Annotated in this window: 12 protein-coding genes; 11 read left to right on the top strand and 1 reads right to left on the bottom strand. The window is 45.4% G+C overall.

Annotated elements, in window-relative coordinates; translation table 11 throughout:
* Positions 1-33 precede the first annotated feature (33 nt).
* Complete coding sequence (locus AM1_RS01170; protein WP_012160966.1) at positions 34-582, bottom strand: DUF4255 domain-containing protein; 549 nt, start codon at positions 580-582, stop codon at positions 34-36.
* A 769-nt stretch (positions 583-1,351) separates the two neighbouring features.
* Between AM1_RS01170 and AM1_RS01165 the strand changes: the two genes are divergently transcribed.
* From AM1_RS01165 to AM1_RS01110, 11 genes are all read left to right on the top strand, one after another.
* A complete protein-coding gene (locus AM1_RS01165) occupies positions 1,352-2,512 on the top strand; it encodes a sensor histidine kinase (RefSeq protein WP_012160964.1) in 1,161 nt (386 codons plus the stop codon).
* A gap of 20 nt (positions 2,513-2,532) precedes the next feature.
* Entirely contained in the window at positions 2,533-3,210 is a 678-nt protein-coding gene (locus AM1_RS01160; protein WP_012160963.1) for a response regulator, read from the top strand.
* A 10-nt stretch (positions 3,211-3,220) separates the two neighbouring features.
* On the top strand, positions 3,221-4,531 hold the full coding sequence (locus AM1_RS01155; protein ID WP_012160962.1) for a DUF4255 domain-containing protein: 1,311 nt from the start codon (positions 3,221-3,223) through the stop codon (positions 4,529-4,531).
* A gap of 9 nt (positions 4,532-4,540) precedes the next feature.
* Entirely contained in the window at positions 4,541-4,789 is a 249-nt protein-coding gene (locus AM1_RS01150; protein ID WP_012160961.1) for a hypothetical protein, read from the top strand.
* A gap of 12 nt (positions 4,790-4,801) precedes the next feature.
* On the top strand, positions 4,802-5,032 hold the full coding sequence (locus tag AM1_RS01145; RefSeq protein WP_012160960.1) for a hypothetical protein: 231 nt from the start codon (positions 4,802-4,804) through the stop codon (positions 5,030-5,032).
* 6 nt (positions 5,033-5,038) lie between these two features.
* Positions 5,039-7,033 (top strand): ATP-binding protein, encoded by a 1,995-nt coding sequence (locus AM1_RS01140; RefSeq protein ID WP_012160959.1) that lies wholly within the window; start codon positions 5,039-5,041, stop codon positions 7,031-7,033.
* Between the two features lie 234 nt (positions 7,034-7,267).
* Positions 7,268-9,286 (top strand): eCIS core domain-containing protein, encoded by a 2,019-nt coding sequence (locus AM1_RS37435; RefSeq protein ID WP_049783672.1) that lies wholly within the window; start codon positions 7,268-7,270, stop codon positions 9,284-9,286.
* A gap of 332 nt (positions 9,287-9,618) precedes the next feature.
* Positions 9,619-10,463, top strand: a protein-coding gene (locus AM1_RS39545) for an IS1-like element ISAcma3 family transposase (protein ID WP_148215646.1) whose coding sequence is annotated in 2 segments (ribosomal slippage) — positions 9,619-9,975 and positions 9,978-10,463 — 843 coding nt in all. Because the reading frame shifts where the segments join, the coding sequence is not laid out codon by codon here.
* Positions 10,464-10,524: 61 nt separating this feature from the next.
* On the top strand, positions 10,525-12,156 hold the full coding sequence (locus AM1_RS01120; protein WP_012160955.1) for a hypothetical protein: 1,632 nt from the start codon (positions 10,525-10,527) through the stop codon (positions 12,154-12,156).
* A 138-nt stretch (positions 12,157-12,294) separates the two neighbouring features.
* On the top strand, positions 12,295-14,346 hold the full coding sequence (locus tag AM1_RS37430; RefSeq protein ID WP_012160954.1) for an eCIS core domain-containing protein: 2,052 nt from the start codon (positions 12,295-12,297) through the stop codon (positions 14,344-14,346).
* Positions 14,347-14,349: 3 nt separating this feature from the next.
* On the top strand, positions 14,350-16,743 hold the full coding sequence (locus AM1_RS01110) for a tetratricopeptide repeat protein (RefSeq protein WP_012160953.1): 2,394 nt from the start codon (positions 14,350-14,352) through the stop codon (positions 16,741-16,743).
* The last annotated feature ends 25 nt before the right edge of the window (positions 16,744-16,768 follow it).

Genomic DNA, 16,768 nt, shown 5'->3' with positions numbered 1-16,768 from the left:
CTTCCTCCATTCAATACGGGGTAAGAATTTGAACTACTTTATAGGCGTGCTTTCACACCAATGATTCCTACTGGGGTTGGGATTAGTAGACGCTCGATCAGAGATAAGAAACGGAATGGTAACGATGACATGTAGCGCCGGACGCAGGGGAGCACCCAAGGCATGCCAGAGTTCGATCGGGTCTCCTAATCGTCCAGTCGAAACTCTCATGGGCAAACGGCCGTAGCCTTGCAAAACTGGAGATAAATATTCGAGGGGTAAGAAAGAATAACGGGATAAAAGCATCAGGACTTCTGAGAGCAAATGTTGCTCTCCTAAAGCAGTAAAATCCCAGGCACTAACTAAGAAGGAAATATCAAACCACTTTAAGGGCTTGGTCTGTTTTGCTTCAGACCCTTCTTCCCCAGGTAAACCGGTTGGGAGGCAAGGATAGCTTTCACGAACGTCATAACAGTAAAGGTTTACCCCAACTGCCATCTCCTGTTCCACTTTGGGGTGGTTGAAAAATATTTGGTCCTTCGTGATGGAAGACGTTCCGTCAGACAGGATTTCTGCCAAGGTTTGAGTGACAGCAGGAATCATAAATGAGCGCCATGAGGGAGCACAGCTCTACAGTAAGGAGTTACGAAATATATCGTTATTAGACTTAGGTCGGAATTATTGTCTTCCTTAGGCTGCACCATTTATAAATAGCCACCTAGCACAAGTTTTTTTCCTGAAATATTGAAAGACTCAAGTAAATAAGACTTTTATCGATGCCAGTTGGGAAAAATCAAAAAACTAAATATTTCTTTACTAATCTCTGGGAAAAAGTGAGGTAAAACTGAAGCATTTTAAGTTTTACCTCATGCCAAAATAAAAAAGTTAAGCCCCCAAATGACCTATCCATGCCATAACCTCTAATGATTTATTGCTATGGAGGACTTTGTCAATAAACAATCTCCCACGATTATCTGAAGGAGTCGTTAAGCCACGAATTTTATCCTTTTTAGAATAAAAAATAAACTGATTCCAAAAAGTCTATAACTGGGTATTCTACTCTCCAAACGCTTTTGTATTGGTTTCATGCGAAAGCAAGATCCTCATATTTTTAAATATTTACCAGGAGGATTAGCCTCATTTTTAAGGGACTTAAAAGAATCTAAATACCGAGGGGAATTTGAATAGAAAGCCGTAGGCTGATTTATGAGTGCGAGTGGTTTGGTTATGAGATTTATTACTAAGTGTGGAAATGTGATGGGGGAGAAAACTCACTCCAGCCTTGCTTCAATTGTGAAATTTTCAATCATAAAACAAGCGCTCACTCGTTTTATTATTTTTTATAATTACTGGATGGGGATGGGGGGCGGCTATGCAGGTTGATCAACCCATAACTCTAAGCAATGGGTCTTTTGGTCTGGAAAAGCTTCCAGACCGTCGCCAATCCTTCTCAACCATCGATTTAAATCAGCATTGCCAGGATTTTTTAGATTTAATTATTGATTATTTATCCCTCCCCATCGCTTGGATTTTACGGCGGGGGTTGGGGCATCAGCTAAAGATTGGGATGGAGGTAGATGGTTGTGTACCGCAGGATATACTCACGGCTGCTCACAACCGCACTTCTCTCAAGGATCTCCTAGCATCCCCGAATCTATTTTCTCAATTTGCTCTTGTATCTACTCAACCCGGTTTACAACACTGGGTTTATCAAGACTGGCAAGTCTACAGTAGCTGCCTTTGTCAGCATCAGGGGCAGTACCTTTTATTTGTCTCCCAGTCTCCGTTAACGACGTCGGAACGGCAATGGATAGAACGACAAATTCTGTTAATGAGTGACTATTTTGATCTGCATTTGGCCTTTAATCAACAGCGAGCCGCGCTCTTAGCTAAACAACAGCATCTTCACCAGACCACTCATCAATTGGGGACGCCATTGTCACTCATCACCCTTTATGCTGACATGTTGCAAGTTAAAACAACCCCCCAAAACGGTCAGAACTATCTAGTACCGTTGCAACAGGCCGTTAAACAACTCCATCATCATCTCCAGGATTTGGTGGATGACGAAGAGGAGGACTCCCCCCTTGTTGAACCATGTAATTTACATGATTTGGTGGCGGAGAATATCCGCGCTCTTCAACCCCACCTGCAAAGTCAGGGCATGGAGATTTGCTATCCACAAACGTCTGAGGTCGTTTGGATAGATCGTTGGCAAATGCTGCAAGTTTTCGACAATCTACTGAGTAATGCTCTGCATTTTAGCCCCCAAGGAGGTCAGATTACGCTCACTTGGCAGCGATTCCAAACCGAAATCTTGATCGAGGTCAGGGATCAAGGACCGGGATTATCATCGGAAGATTTGTGCTGCATGTTTTCCCCTTATTACTCACGACGGCAAGGAGGGCGAGGTTTAGGATTAGCGATCGCACAGCAAATCGTTTGTCGTCATCGGGGTCGGCTGTGGGCATCTAATTTGCCAGAAGGCGGTGCTCAATTTTCAATTAGTTTGCCACAAGAGTCCAACAATTAGAATTATCGGGGGATTTGACCATGAGAAGTACTCAGCCGCTATCCGTCGTTTTAGCGGATGATCAGCCCACCTTTCGCCAGGGATTGCGAACATTACTGGGGTTTTACCAAGCCCAAGAATCGTTCCAGTTTCATATTGTGGGTGAGGCAGCCTCAGCCGATCAGGCGATTAGTTTGGCGTTGGAACAACATCCAACCTTGCTGTTTCTAGACTTGGAACTGCCGAAAGATGACGGGGTCGCCGCTCTACAACATCTCAGACAGCAGAACTACACCGGCAAGATTCTCGTGATTTCAGCCCATCAGGAAGATGAATGGGTGTTTCGGGCCATGCGAGCGGGGGCTGATGGTTATGTGTTTAAGTCTCAGTTAGCTATGAATTTGCATCAAGCCATTCAAACAGTGCTGAAGAATGAGGTGTTTTTGCCACCGGATGCGGCAACTGGATTTTTCCGATCTTTTCATTTCTATGAAGGTCGGGCTGTTCAATCGGAGCAGACCCTCCATCTGACGGCGCGGGAAAAGCAGGTGCTCCATTGGCTGGTTCAGGGGGCATCAAATCAAGCGATCGCAAATCACTTACACATTACGATCGCAACGGTGAAAGCCCACCTAACCGCCGTGTTTGAAAAGCTTGAGGTTAAAAGTCGCTCCCAGGCGATTGTCAAAGCCCTGAAGCTGGGTTTGGTTACCCCCTAAGGTTAGGTGAATGAGTAACTTTCTTGCGATCGCAACCGTAACTGCGGTCCTCCAACGGACCTTGCAAGCGGCCATTCAAGAGGATGTAGAAGGAGCCAGGGTCACCACCCTGCGTCCCGCCGACATCGGTAAGGGCACACCTGTTTCTGGGGTCAATATTTACCTCTATCAAACCGCCCTAAATACAGCCTGGAACAATACCGATCATCGAGGTCGGCATCGTCATAGCGATACGGCTAAGCGATCACGCACTGCCCTAGACCTACACTATATGATTAGCGTCTATGGTAACGAAGTCGAGCTAGAACCCCAACGCTTATTAGGTAGCGTCGTCCGCTCCCTTAGCGATGCCCAGGTGGTGCGGGAGGAGATGATTCAAGAGACCCTTTCCGACTCTAATTACGAATACCTAGCTGAATCTGATCTATGGCAGCAGGTGGAAGAGATTAACTTTAAACCTATGGATATGTCCTTAGAAGATCTCTCCAAAGTCTGGTCGGTCTTCTTTCAGACCCCCTATGCCCTGTCGATGGCCTACCGCAGTACAGTGATCATGATCGAAGGCCAGACTCCAGCCCAAAAAGCCCTGCCTGTGGCCAGTCGAGGCTTAGCTGTTGCCCCCTTCTCCGGCCAGCCCCTGATCACGGAGATTGCGTCAATGACTGGTAAATTTGAGCCAATTGTGGCCGATTCTACCCTATTAATTCGGGGCAAACGGCTGCAGGGAAATCATACCGGTATCCGGATTGGGGCCGTGGAAGTTACTCCTTCCCAGGTGAGTGAAGGAGAGCTGCTGCTGCCTCTGGTTCGTTTGCCCACCCATAGCCTCCGGGCTGGAGTCCAAAGTTTGCAGGTGGTCCATCAATCGCAAACCCCCACACCAAACCGACCTGGAGCTTGGCGTTCTGCCAGAGCTGCCTTAGTGGCTCCAAACCACCAAGTCGGAATGGTCTCTAATGCTTCTCCCTTTTTGTTGCGACCCACCATCATTGACCTAGCCGTCACCATTACCCAAGGCCAAGAAGAAGAACTTCGGTCTGCTGCGATTCAAATCACAACGGACGTTACCATCGCTAGCCTGCAACAGGTCACGCTCATCCTGAATGAACGAACGGTTGAACATCCAGCCGCCTATTTATTTGAAGCGTCTCACCGAACGACTGATAATCAGTCCATCACAGTTGAAGTGGACGATGTAAAACCAGGAGAATATTTTGTCCGCATCCAAATTGACGGGGCAGAGAGCTCATTAAACATCGACCCAGAAGTAACCAGCCCCACGTTTGGTAGCTTTGTGGGCCCCACAGTCCAGATCATTTGAGACAACGATATGAGCACCTACCATATCCAAGTCCCCAATTTAGGCTATGTCCACAAAGCCTGGCAGGACGAACAGCCTCGTTTTTGCACCCAGTCAACCCTGGCCAAACAGTGGAAGACCCTAGATAAAGCTTTAGACTTTGGCAACCAATCTCTCACCCCCAAGCTCAAAACCGCCTGGGAATTGTGGCAGATGGTAGATGGCGAACTCACCCCGGTCATCCGTGCCCATCATTCAAAAAATACCCCAACCCCCTAAGGTGTGCTAAATATGACTGATGATTCCCTTGAGCCTCGAATCAACTTAGAGTCAGAATCCCTGCAATACAACAAACTTCATGAGTTAGGCAATCGTGCCCAATCCGCAGGATTGATTCTGGGGCATGGTCACCACCAGGGCAAGTATGAGATTTTACACAAAGGCCAAGCCCTATTGATGACCCCCAAGGAAGCCCAAGCCTTTTTGCTGGCGCTATTGCAGTCCATTGAAACGTCGGAGTAAGTGCCCATGCAACAGGGGGATGCCGAATGGCAAGAGGCAAATTGGCTTTACTTCACCCAAGCATTGCAACGGGTGAAGCAGGCCCTACGCCATCAAGGAAAGCAACTGGAATCCCAGGACCCAGCTCCTGAACCCATTGATCCATTACCCCCATCGGAACTATCTCCTCCTTCCTATTTAGAGCAAATCAGTAAAGCTTTTGGCCTATCGCCCTTTGCTCTGGATGTGCTACTGCTCTGTGCCGGCATGGAACTCGATCGAGGCTGGGAATCCATTTGTGCTCTGGCTCACGGGAATCCGAATCGTCCCTTTCCCACCCTAGGTTTAGCCCTAACTTGTTTTGCTGGATCAGATTGGATAGGGCTACAGTCCTTTCGGACCTTGCAGGAGTGGCACTTAATTGAGGTAGGAGCTGGTACGGCTTTATCTACTCGGCCCCTAAGCCTTGATCCCCATTTGCTGCAGGTCCTGTTGGGGGATAGTGAAGTTGATCCGAGATTAAAGCCTTTGACCTTGCCCTTTCCCTACCCCACGGAGTTGGTTTCTTCGCACCAAGCGATTGTGGAACAGATGGTGCAGCTTTGGTGGCGGGCCTTTCAACTGCAACAGTCATTTCCCATCATCCAGCTTTGCGGACCTGATATAGTCAGCCAGCAAGGAGTAACCCTGGCTGCTTGCGAGCAAATGGGGATGTGGCCGTTTGGGCTGGCAGCAGAAACGTTACCTGTTGATCAACCTGGATTGCAGCTTATTCAAAAATTACTCGAACGAGAATGGCTGTTGCATCATCGAGTGATCGTCCTGCACTGTGATGGCTTGGACGACTCTTCGAAAGATCGAGATCGGGCATTAGCGGGGTTCATCGATCGTTTGGCTTTCCCCCTTATTCTCTTGAGCCGAGTCCGTCGTCCCCAGCATCTGAGACAGATCGTCACCCATGAGATCGGATCGCCCAACCCCCAGGAGCAGCAACAAGTTTGGGAACAGTCCTTGGGAGCATTAACAACCCAACTGAATGGGCAAGTCGAGGCCTTGGTGTCCCACTTTAATCTCAGTGCCAGCAAAATTCGGGAGATTAGTCACCAATTCCGGCTGCAATCCCTAGCCGATAAAACCATGGATAAAATCAAGGAACCCCAGTCTCCAACGGTTCTCTTGTGGCAGTCCTGCCGCCAACAGGCCCGCCCCCGACTGGACGAGCTGGCCCAACGCATTGAGTCGAATAGTACCTGGGAAGATTTGGTCCTGCCGGAAAAGGAGCAACAGGTGCTAAAAGACATCGCTGTTCATGTCCGGCAGCGGCGACAGGTGTATGAGCAGTGGGGCTTTCAAAGTAAAAGTCAGCGGGGGCTTGGCATTGCGGCTTTGTTTGCTGGGGCTAGTGGTACGGGTAAGACTCTGGCAGCGGAGGTTTTGGCTAATACTTTGCAGCTTGATGTGTACCGCATCGATCTCAGTTCAGTGGTGAGTAAGTATATTGGCGAGACGGAGAAAAATTTACGGCGAGTGTTTGATGCGGCAGAAGGGGGAGGCGTGATCCTGTTGTTTGATGAAGCCGATGCCCTCTTCGGGAAGCGATCGGAGGTGAAGGATAGTCATGATCGCCATGCCAATATTGAGGTGAGCTATCTGTTGCAGCGGATGGAGGCGTATCGGGGCTTAGCCATCTTAACCACAAACCTTAAAGGTTCTCTCGATCAAGCATTTCTGCGCCGCATTCGGTTTATTGTTCAGTTCCCATTTCCAGATGCCAAGCAGCGAGCAGAGATTTGGCAGCATATTTTCCCGCAGCAAACTCCTACTCAGGGGCTAGATGTAAAGAAGCTAGCGAAGCTGAGTGTATCGGGGGGAAATATTCGTAATATTGCTTTAAATGCGGCGTTCTTGGCCGCAGACGTTGAGCAGCCGGTAGGAATGCAGCATTTATTACAGGCAGCCCGCAGTGAGTATGTAAAGCTGGAGCGCCCCCTGACGGATGCAGAGGTGAAGGGTTGGGTTTAAATGGCGCAGGAGGAAACTGCAATGACAGCGCCATCCTTTGGTCTAGCTTGGCTAGAAGAACTGAAACAAAAGTGAGATAAAACTGAGGCATTTTGCCTGTTTAAACCTCATAGGATTTGATCTAGTGCTGCACAGATAAGAGTTGCAGTTGCCGTAGGGATTCCTGTGTGGTTGCTTTTACTTGCCAGTCTGAGTGGATTGAGTGTGGCCAAATCTAGTTCTGAGGAAGTTTTGATGATGCGTACTCAAACCTCACGTTCAAAGAAGCCCACTTCGCAGAAATTACCCCAAGCCAAAGAGGTTACTCAGCCCCCATTGGTCGAAGTTCCTCTGATGCAGGCTTCGGATGAGGAGGGACTGGCGGCATGGGAAAAACAGCGGCAAAAATGGGAACGGTTTGGAACTCCATGGATGGATAAGGTTCCAAATCTATCGGGTGAAATAAATCAACCTTGGATTCAGCCGAAGCTAACCATTGGCCAGCCTAATGATAAGTACGAAAAGGAAGCGGATAGAGTTGCTAAGCAGGTCGTTACCAACACTAATTATCCAGATTTTGTCAATGTACCCCAAGGTAGATCTGGACAGCATCAGGGCTGGGTAATTGATAACTTACAAGCGAAGCCAGAGGTATTTGCTAAACAGCAAGGACCAAAAAGTATTGGAGGTACACTCCCTGTAAATCTAGAGTCAGCCATCAACCAGGCTCGTGGGAGTGGAAGGCAGTTAGATGTGAGTCTCCAACAATCTATGGGGCAGGTCATGAATGCAGATTTTAGTAGGGTAAGAGTGCATACGGATGTCCAGTCAGATCGCTTGAGTCAGTCGATTCAAGCAAAAGCATTTACAACAGGACAGGATGTATTTTTCCGTAAGGGAGAGTATCAACCCCATAGTAAATATGGACAAGAGTTAATCGCCCACGAATTAACCCATGTTGTTCAGCAACAAGGTCAGTCTGTCAGCAGTTCAAATATTCAAAGAGCTATTGATTGGCAGGTTCAAGATTATTTCTTCAAGATAGGTCCAGAACCAAAATTAGGTATCGTGAAAGATCCTAATTCTTTATATCAATATTTAAATGAATGGATTAATCGCATTGAACCCTGGGTGAAATCAATTATAGAGAATAAAATCGATGCTAATTACTATCAAAGCCTAAAGCTCGAGGATAAAAATGATTTTGATAGGCTTAAATATGAGAAAAATACCTGGGATGAAATAGTAAAAGGCTGGAATAAGATTAAACCTGGTAAAATTAAAGAATATATTTCATTCCTTGCTGATAAATCATCTGAAAGCTTATTGAGTAAAGTTGTGATTGGTAGATTAAAGGAATCTACAGGGCAATCAACAGCAGGTCAGAGATATACTTATAGATTTTATTATTTGGAAGATGCTTTTAGAGCTATCTTGGCAGAAGATTATAGGAAAGAATCTACAAAAAAAGAAGATAAATTAGCTGATGAAGTGCTTTCAAGTGATATTGAGAAACAAATAGAATTCTGGATTGTTGGCTTTATTAATAATTTTACTAAAGATGCCAGATACTTAAAAGTAAAAGAATTTATGATTGACGCAGAGTATAAGGATTACTTTGGAGGAAAAATATCTGATGTACTTGATAATCCTGAAAATAAGAGTATTTCAGAATTGATTTCGGCATTGCATGATGCAACAACTATTTTATTTGAAATGAGTGAGGTTATATATCAAATAGATAACCCGCAATATAAGCCTAGAGATAAATACTTGGTCCAGCATGGAGAAAAAATTAACTTTTATAAGTTAATCGATAAGGGAGGAATATCAAAAGAAGTAGCGAATTATGTTGCGGTTCCTCCTGATAAAGATAAAGCAAATTACTACATAAATTTGAATAATAATAGTAATAACAATAATTCTAATTATCAAAACCAGGAAGATATAAAATATGTCCGACCTGGATACTTAAATGAATCTAAGAGTGAGGTATTAAAACAACTACGCAAGAATAAAATGCTAGTTGAAATAGGCCCAAGTTATACGACAGGAAGATTAATGCAATTAAGCGATACATTTGGAGCTGGACCAAAAACAAAACTTGCTATTGCATTGGCTATTTTTGCGTTTTGGAATAAAGGTTATGACAAAGCAGTCTCAGGGATTCATCGTTTCCATTTTGTGATGGACATGTGTAAAAACTACGTGCCTCAGCTTAAATATGAAAATGAGTATCCAAATTCTATTGCAGAGATATGGAATTCACTTTAAATACAAGTACTTGAAATAAAGACCTTGAGCACCCTGAATTAATCACTATTTAGAGAGGAGATTCCTAGTAGTCTTGCCCAACCTCTCAATGACTTGAACATGTTTTTTTAACTTAGAGTTTTCCTTGTATTAAAACCTGGTTTAAGACCTAAATAATCGAAATGTGAAGGGCTAAGCTAAACTCGGATACTTCATATTTAGTGGAGTGTTAGCACTTTTTCACTACTTCCAGGACCGAGTCTTGTTTGCCAAAAGAGATTTTTAGCATAGGACTCGCTACCTTGGTCGTGCATCAAAGAAGTGTGGGTTTGTTAAACCGATAGGGAGTCGAGTTGTTTTATTTCCTCATGCAATGTCCTCTATGTGGTCATCCTAAAACCCACAAACATGGCAAGACCAGCAAAGGCAGTCAACGTTACCGTTGCCCCCACTGTCAACAGACCTTTAGTGAGACCTTTGACACCCTGTGTTATCGCCGTCAGATCTCTCCTGAAACGATCCAGACCATCCTTCAAGCTCATGTTGAAGGGAGTAGTCTACGAGGACTCTCTCGCATCACGGGTGTAGCGTATAACACTTGTGTGAGTGTGGTTCGTTCAGCGAGTCATAAATCCCAAATGATTCACAATGGGGAAGTTCAGGCCGTTGCGACCGACGTCATTAATGCAGATGAGTTGTGGTCCTTTGTCAAAAAAAGCAAAAGCACTGTGAGCCGAAGGAGTTGAGGGTAGGCGACTGCTGGATAGCATTGAGTCTTGCGAAAGAGAGTGGTCTCGTGCTCAGTGGCCGTATTGGCAGACATACCGACGAGCTAGCTCAAGAATTGATTGAAAATACTGAGGGCAAAACCGCCTGTCATCATTGGCAAACGGATGGTTGGGAAGGGTACGCACGACAATTACCCGATGAGGTCGTCCATGAAGTGAGTAAAGCCCTGACCCAACGCTTAGAGCGGACCAATGGCATCGTGCGTCAGCAGACCGGGCGTTGGCATCGACGACAGAATAAATTTGGCAAAGTCTGGCAACAGAGTGCGATGACTTTAAGATTGGTGCTGAGCTATTTCAACTGGATTTGGTGCCACTCTCGATTCAAGAACACGGCTGCCCAACGAGCTGGATTGACGGAGCGTCCTTGGAGATGGCAAGACTTAGCTTCCTATCCCACACTTTGTTGATGCACAATCCTCGCTACCTTCTTGGGCATGCTAAGGATATTCAGTTCCGCTTCCCCGAATAATGCGAACCTACTGTCATCGGCAGAAGAAAAAAACTCGTCATCTCGCTCAGCCAACAAAAATAGACAAGCCCTCTCAGAGCTTGGAACAACCGCCAACGCTGCAAGAGAGGTCTAATGAAGCTGGACTAGCAGAATGGGCTGCCCAGCAACAGAAATGGGCCAAGATAGGGAATACTTTGTTGGACCAACCGCCTGGGAACTCTCCCCAACCTTGGCTTCAGCCTCAGCGAGACAAAAATACAACTTCTCCGTCTGAACCATCAGCAAACCTTCATATTTCTCCCATGATGGGTGCCAATCCTCCCATTCAGCGGTTGATGGATGTTAAAAGCTTTCAGGAAGCGACTAAAGGGACATTGTTTCATCCCCGTAAACGAATTACTGCCATTGATGATCCCCTCAAAAAGATTGATCAATCGGGAATGGATAGTATTCTGCTCAACGAATTGCTAGAAGCCATTAATGGTTGGCTCAAAGTCGCTAGCGAAGACAGCACCCGAAAACCTGTTGTCCTCCAGCTTCGAGAAGAAGTGATGACAGAATTGGAGAAAATTGCCACTTCCCTCAGTCAGGATTTTGATCCAGAGAATCCACCGCCAACTCGATCTCGACGTAACGCCTTTTCTGCAGAAGTCACTGGCGCAGGCAAAAAATATGGCTCAGACTTTAGCGATTTCGACAGTAAGCAATTTCGAGTCTCAGGGCGAGCACCTCAACGCCGCATCGAAGAAGTCAAACGCCTGAAGATGGAAGATGGAACAGTCGTTTACTATGCCACTGGACTGGTGACTAACTTTAAGGGCAAAGCACCCATGGTTGCCCCTTATCCCGATCCCATTCCCTTGGGGGATTGGTATCCAAAAGTCACCCATATCAACGGCATGGCTGTGGCTCCAAAATCTGGCTTACTCAGCGCTGCAGCTTTGCAAGAAACCGTTAATACGGCCCTAGGTGGGAAAGAGGACGTTGCTTTTGGTCAGGATGCGGTTGATATTCTGTACACCTACAGCGCCCAGCGTGGCAATGTTGTTTTTGATTTGATCGACTGCATCAAAGGCAAGCTCCAAATCGAGGATGAAGCCACGGGCAAGCAAGAAGACATTATGCTGGATGCGGTCCGCAGCAAAAAGCGGGTAACAGTTTCTGCCCATAGTCGAGGCACCATCAAGACCGACAATGCTGTTCGCAATGTTCATGAAATATTGACAAAGGAATTATTGCCCTCCATCAGGGCAGCTCGACAAGAAGAAGTGATGGCCTATTGGCAAGCCAACGATCCGCAAATTGGGTTGTCAGCGGATATGCTTGCTGAACTCAGCTACAGTGGCTTTGCCGCAGAAGAAGCAAAGAAACAGTTGAATACTTATATTCAGCTAATCTATGCAGGAAATGCCGTTCAACATCCTTCCGCTTTTATCGATGTCAAGCTGTTTGTGGGTGGCCTTGATCTGGTCAGCATGTTTGTGGGCACTTACAGCGAAACAGGTCGAAAGATCGACTCGATTATTGGCACAGGCGGCTCCAAGAAATCGAAGCTAAAGAGTGTTGGTGGTACAAAAGGACATGGCTTTGTCGGCAACTATGTTCCTACCGTTGGCCAGGAAATAGCCCAAGATCTTCAACAGCGATAGTGATCATAAATTATTTTTAGAGGTTGGGTAGCCTTTGAAAACGGCAGAAATATTAGCCCAATGGCGAGGTCCTGAGACCCTTTTGAAGTGAGATAATTCCTTCGGCGATGATATCGTACGGATTCTGGGGGAATATCAGTGCAGACGCATCAAACTCAGTCACAGCAAGCCAAAACAGAGGCTGTCCCTTCTTCTACCCCACCCGTTACTCAACCGACATCCCCATCCCCCATCGTAGAACCTAAGTCGAATGCTGAAGGTCTAGCAGAACATGCAGAACGACTGGAGAAATTTCAGAGATTAGATACCAGTATGGTGCAGATGGGGCCACCACGCTTAACCAATGGAAACCCCATTCAACCCAAACTGACCATTGGAGCACCGGGAGATAAATATGAACAAGAGGCCGACCGCGTGGCCAAGCAGGTCGTCACCCAAATGCATTCTCCCAAGGGCCTAAATCCTCCATCATCTGCTCAACGTCAGGATTTACCTGAACAAGATGAGCTGATGATGAAACCCATTATTCAACGACACAATGGCCCTAAAGATGCGAACCCCAACCTAGAACATGCCATTAACCAATCTAGAGGGGGTGGTCGTCCCCTGGACGATAAGATCCGCGGTCCAATGGAACAAGCTTTTGGAGCAAATTTTGGTGGCGTGCGAGTCCATAGCGATCGCAAAGCGCATCAACTCAACGAATCTATTCAAGCCCGTGCCTTTACCACAGGCCAAGATCTTTTCTTTCGCCAAGGAGCCTACCAACCGAGTAGCCGAGCAGGCCAGGAACTCCTCGCCCATGAACTGACTCATGTCGTTCAGCAGAATGGCAAATCTATCCAGCCATCACTACACCCCCAATCAACTGCAGCTGAACCCCAACAAAATCAGGAGCCAACACCATCCAAGTCAATGGAACTGTGTTGGAAATCCAATGATGTCTTCCTGAGGAGGCAGTCGGAGAAACAAAACCATGTCTCTCAGGCAAAGAACAACGTTATTCCATACATAACTGATAAACGCATCCATCAAACTTCTTCCACCAATGGCAGGCTTCAGAAGACGGAGCATCTTTTTCAACAAGTCCCTGCTCAGCCTCAATATGCTTTGGTTGAGAAACGGCAGCCCAAATCCACAGTTATAGACTCTATTTCTTCTAATCCATCCCCTTCTATTCAGCGGGAGTTAGCCGATAGTTGGAATCAAGATGAAGAACTCTACAAACTCAAAGATCAAATTCATGGATTGCAATGGTACTTCAATCCAGACACTCAAAGATTCTACTATCTTGTAGAAGGACAAGCTGCAGATACAGAGACCGCAGCAGAAAATAAGATGTCTTTACAAAGCCTGCATACATTTTGGGTTGGATACGCCCTGGCAGAGAGAGATGCAGCAAGCTGGCGTGAAGAAGCCAATAAAGATGAAACTGGTTTACTCAATTCCCGAATTCCTTGGGAAGGATTTATTGATGCAGTGGGGGAGGATTTGGGCCAGGAGAACGCTGAGTCAGCAGATAATGCAGATACCTCGACGATTTTTGGAAAAATTGGGGGGCTTTTCAAAGCAGCAAAGCCTAATGCAAAAACCAATAAGTGGCGATTAGGGGCTGAAGGGATTGGCCATTTAGCTGGAGGGGCAATTATTCTAGCTCTGACTGTACCAGCTATTGGAAGTGGAGCCGGGGCAATTATTGGTGTTCCAGCAGCTATTGGTGGTGGTATACAAATTGTGATTGGGCTTTCTAAGTTTGGCCGAGCATGGCTAGCTCATAAAAAAGGGAAAGAAAAAGATGAGGACAAAATCCAAAAATATGGAAAATGGTTCAATAATTTAATCACGATGGAAGGATTGCTGAGCTTAGCGTTCAACACATTTATGGCAATTGCCACAGGAGGAGCTGCCGCCTCAATTCTTGGAGCATCTGGTGGACTCATTAAAGCAGTGAGAGGAGCTTTACTTCATATTGATGATTTTGATAAAAAGCACCCCAATTTAGTTGCATTAATGACTTCTGTTGAAGCGATTCTAACTGCTATAGGTCGAGTACTAGGAATTGTCATCGGAGCTGCTACGGAAGGAGCTGCATTGGCAAAAAATATTGTTCTAGGACTAGTTGCGACTATTAAGGAAAGTCGGGCTGCAGCAAGTTGGAGAAAAGCTAAAGCGGCAGCAGAGGCTCAATAAACTATGGCTAACGTTACTCTTCTTGACCTAAATAAGCGGTCCATCGAACTACTGAATCCTAAGTTTGAACTGAATAAACGAAACCATAAAGCCAACTATCTTCGGATGAGTTTTCAAGTTTCGCCTGATAAATACAAACAGATCAAATCAACTGAGCTTTTTAATCTCTATGATGAAATTTTAGTCGATACTGATCTTCAGTTTCTTGACTATTCTATTGATGTATATCTTGAGCTATTTCTACGTCCTGATTTAGTCGAGGAATTTTCGGGACTCCTCTCACTCTCTGACCCTGGTTCTTCAGGACTGAGGTGCTTAGAACAACTCAGCCCTGAGCACGCCTTACTAAAAACTGACAGCTGGCTACTCACTTCCATTCGTCAAACACAGGCGAACAGAGAAGTCTACTCCAAAACAATATGGGCCTATTTATGCGTACACGAAGAACAGGATCCATTAGAGCAAGATTTATGGTCAATCTTGAGCCCATTCCTACAGCGAGTAACTGAGTCTTCTCTTACGAATATGCTTGGGCAGCAAAACTCATTTATAACCACTCAAGCTTATCAAAGATGGAAATCATCTGTTCAGAATATGGATGAGGTTAAGCAAGAAAATGTTCAAGTGTTGTTGAAAAAATTATGTGAAGAGCTGGGCACGATTAGTCCTGAATATCATCAACAAGAATTTTCTCAATCTAGTGTTGATCAATTATCTAATGGCCTCGACTTACCTAAAGGACTAAACTCAGGATCATCATTTTCTACAAGCCATCCCTCTAATTTAGGCCATCTTCCTATAGAGGAGAAACGGTTATCGCAATCTACGATATGGGATTTACAACGACAGTATTACCTACAACAAGGGAACACTATTTTTCTCCAAGAATGTGAACAACAATCTTCGAGACAAGCAAGGTCCAAGGCAAGTCACTATGCACAGCTTATCTTTTCATGCTTAAGAGATTATTGTGCCATTAATAGAAGACATAAAGCGAATTATCAAGCCATTGACGCATCCCAGAAGATTTATCTCATTGAGTTAGGTGCTGGTTCAGGACACTTTGCATATCAGGTTCTTCATCATTTACTGCCTCTTTTATCACAGCCCACTTTGAAGAAAATATCAGTTTGTTATGTGTTGACTGATTTTGTAACAGCAAATATTGAGTTTTGGAAGCAGCATCCCTCTCTGCAACCCTTTTTCAAAGAAGGTACACTCGACATTGCTTATTTTGATATTGAATATCCCACTGATTTAACTCTACAAATATCTGGTGATTCTTTGACGCCAGACACCTTAAATAACCCAATCATTCTGATAGCGAACCAGGTCCTCAGCAAACTCCCCCAGGATGCATTCTGCACTGAATCAGGAAAGTTGTCGGAAAGCCGGGTAAGACTGTTTGCGCCTGCAGGACATCAGTTACGAGATTGGCGAGCGCTTGGGCAAATAGCGTTGCAATTTTCGGATGTGGGATTAGATAAATCTGACTATTACGAAGATGCGATCGCAAATAACATTCTCTACACCTATTCGGAAACGAACCATCCAACTCATTTCTTATTCCCTACCGTTGCTCTATCCTGCTTAGATTACTTCCGCCATCTGTCTAAAGACCGGCTTATGATCATTTCCAGCGACTTTGGCTATTGCCATCAAAACGCTTGGCAAGGCTATGGTGAGCCCGTGTTTAAACTACAGGGAAGTGTATCTTTACCTGTCAACTACCATGTCCTAGCAGCATATACCGTGCAGCAAGGCGGGCTGGTTTTGCAACCTCATCGCCACACGCCTGATTTCTATACCCAAGCCCTCCTCTTTGGCAAGCACCCCACTCAATATCAAGAAACACAACTCTGTTACCAGTTTTATTCAACAGTAACTGAGACAGACTCTTGGCAGGGTTCAGTACAGATAACGACTGAGCGAATGGAGACGCTTTCTTTATCCCAACTAATAGGGTATTTGCATTCTCACCATTGGGATTCTCAGATTTTCTTGGACTGTTTCTCTTCTCTATTAGATCAGTTAGACACAGCAACACCAGCGATAAGATTGGATTTGATTGAAGGTATTCATCAGATTTGGACTAATTATTACCCAATTGGCGAGAATCAAGATCTAGCCTTTTATCTAGGTATGGTGCTGTATCAATTAGCTGAATATGCAGATGCAATAGATTATTTTGAGAAATCTATCCAATTAACTGGAACTGACCCTGCCACACTGTACAACATCAGTATGTGTCACTTTCATTTGCAACAACTAGAAGAAACGACTACCTATTTACAAAAAGCTTTACAGGCAGATCCCTCTTTTGAAGAGGCTTTAATTTTTCAAAGAAAACTGACCCAACAGCAGTCTCATTTAGATTCTGGGCAAACCCACCATTAAATCTTTCTGCAGGAGGACATCGATT

The sequence above is a fragment of the Acaryochloris marina MBIC11017 genome (assembly GCF_000018105.1).
GTDB lineage: Bacteria > Cyanobacteriota > Cyanobacteriia > Thermosynechococcales > Thermosynechococcaceae > Acaryochloris > Acaryochloris marina.
Note: the sequence above shows the minus strand (reverse complement) of the source record. Positions and strands in the feature narration are given on the sequence as shown.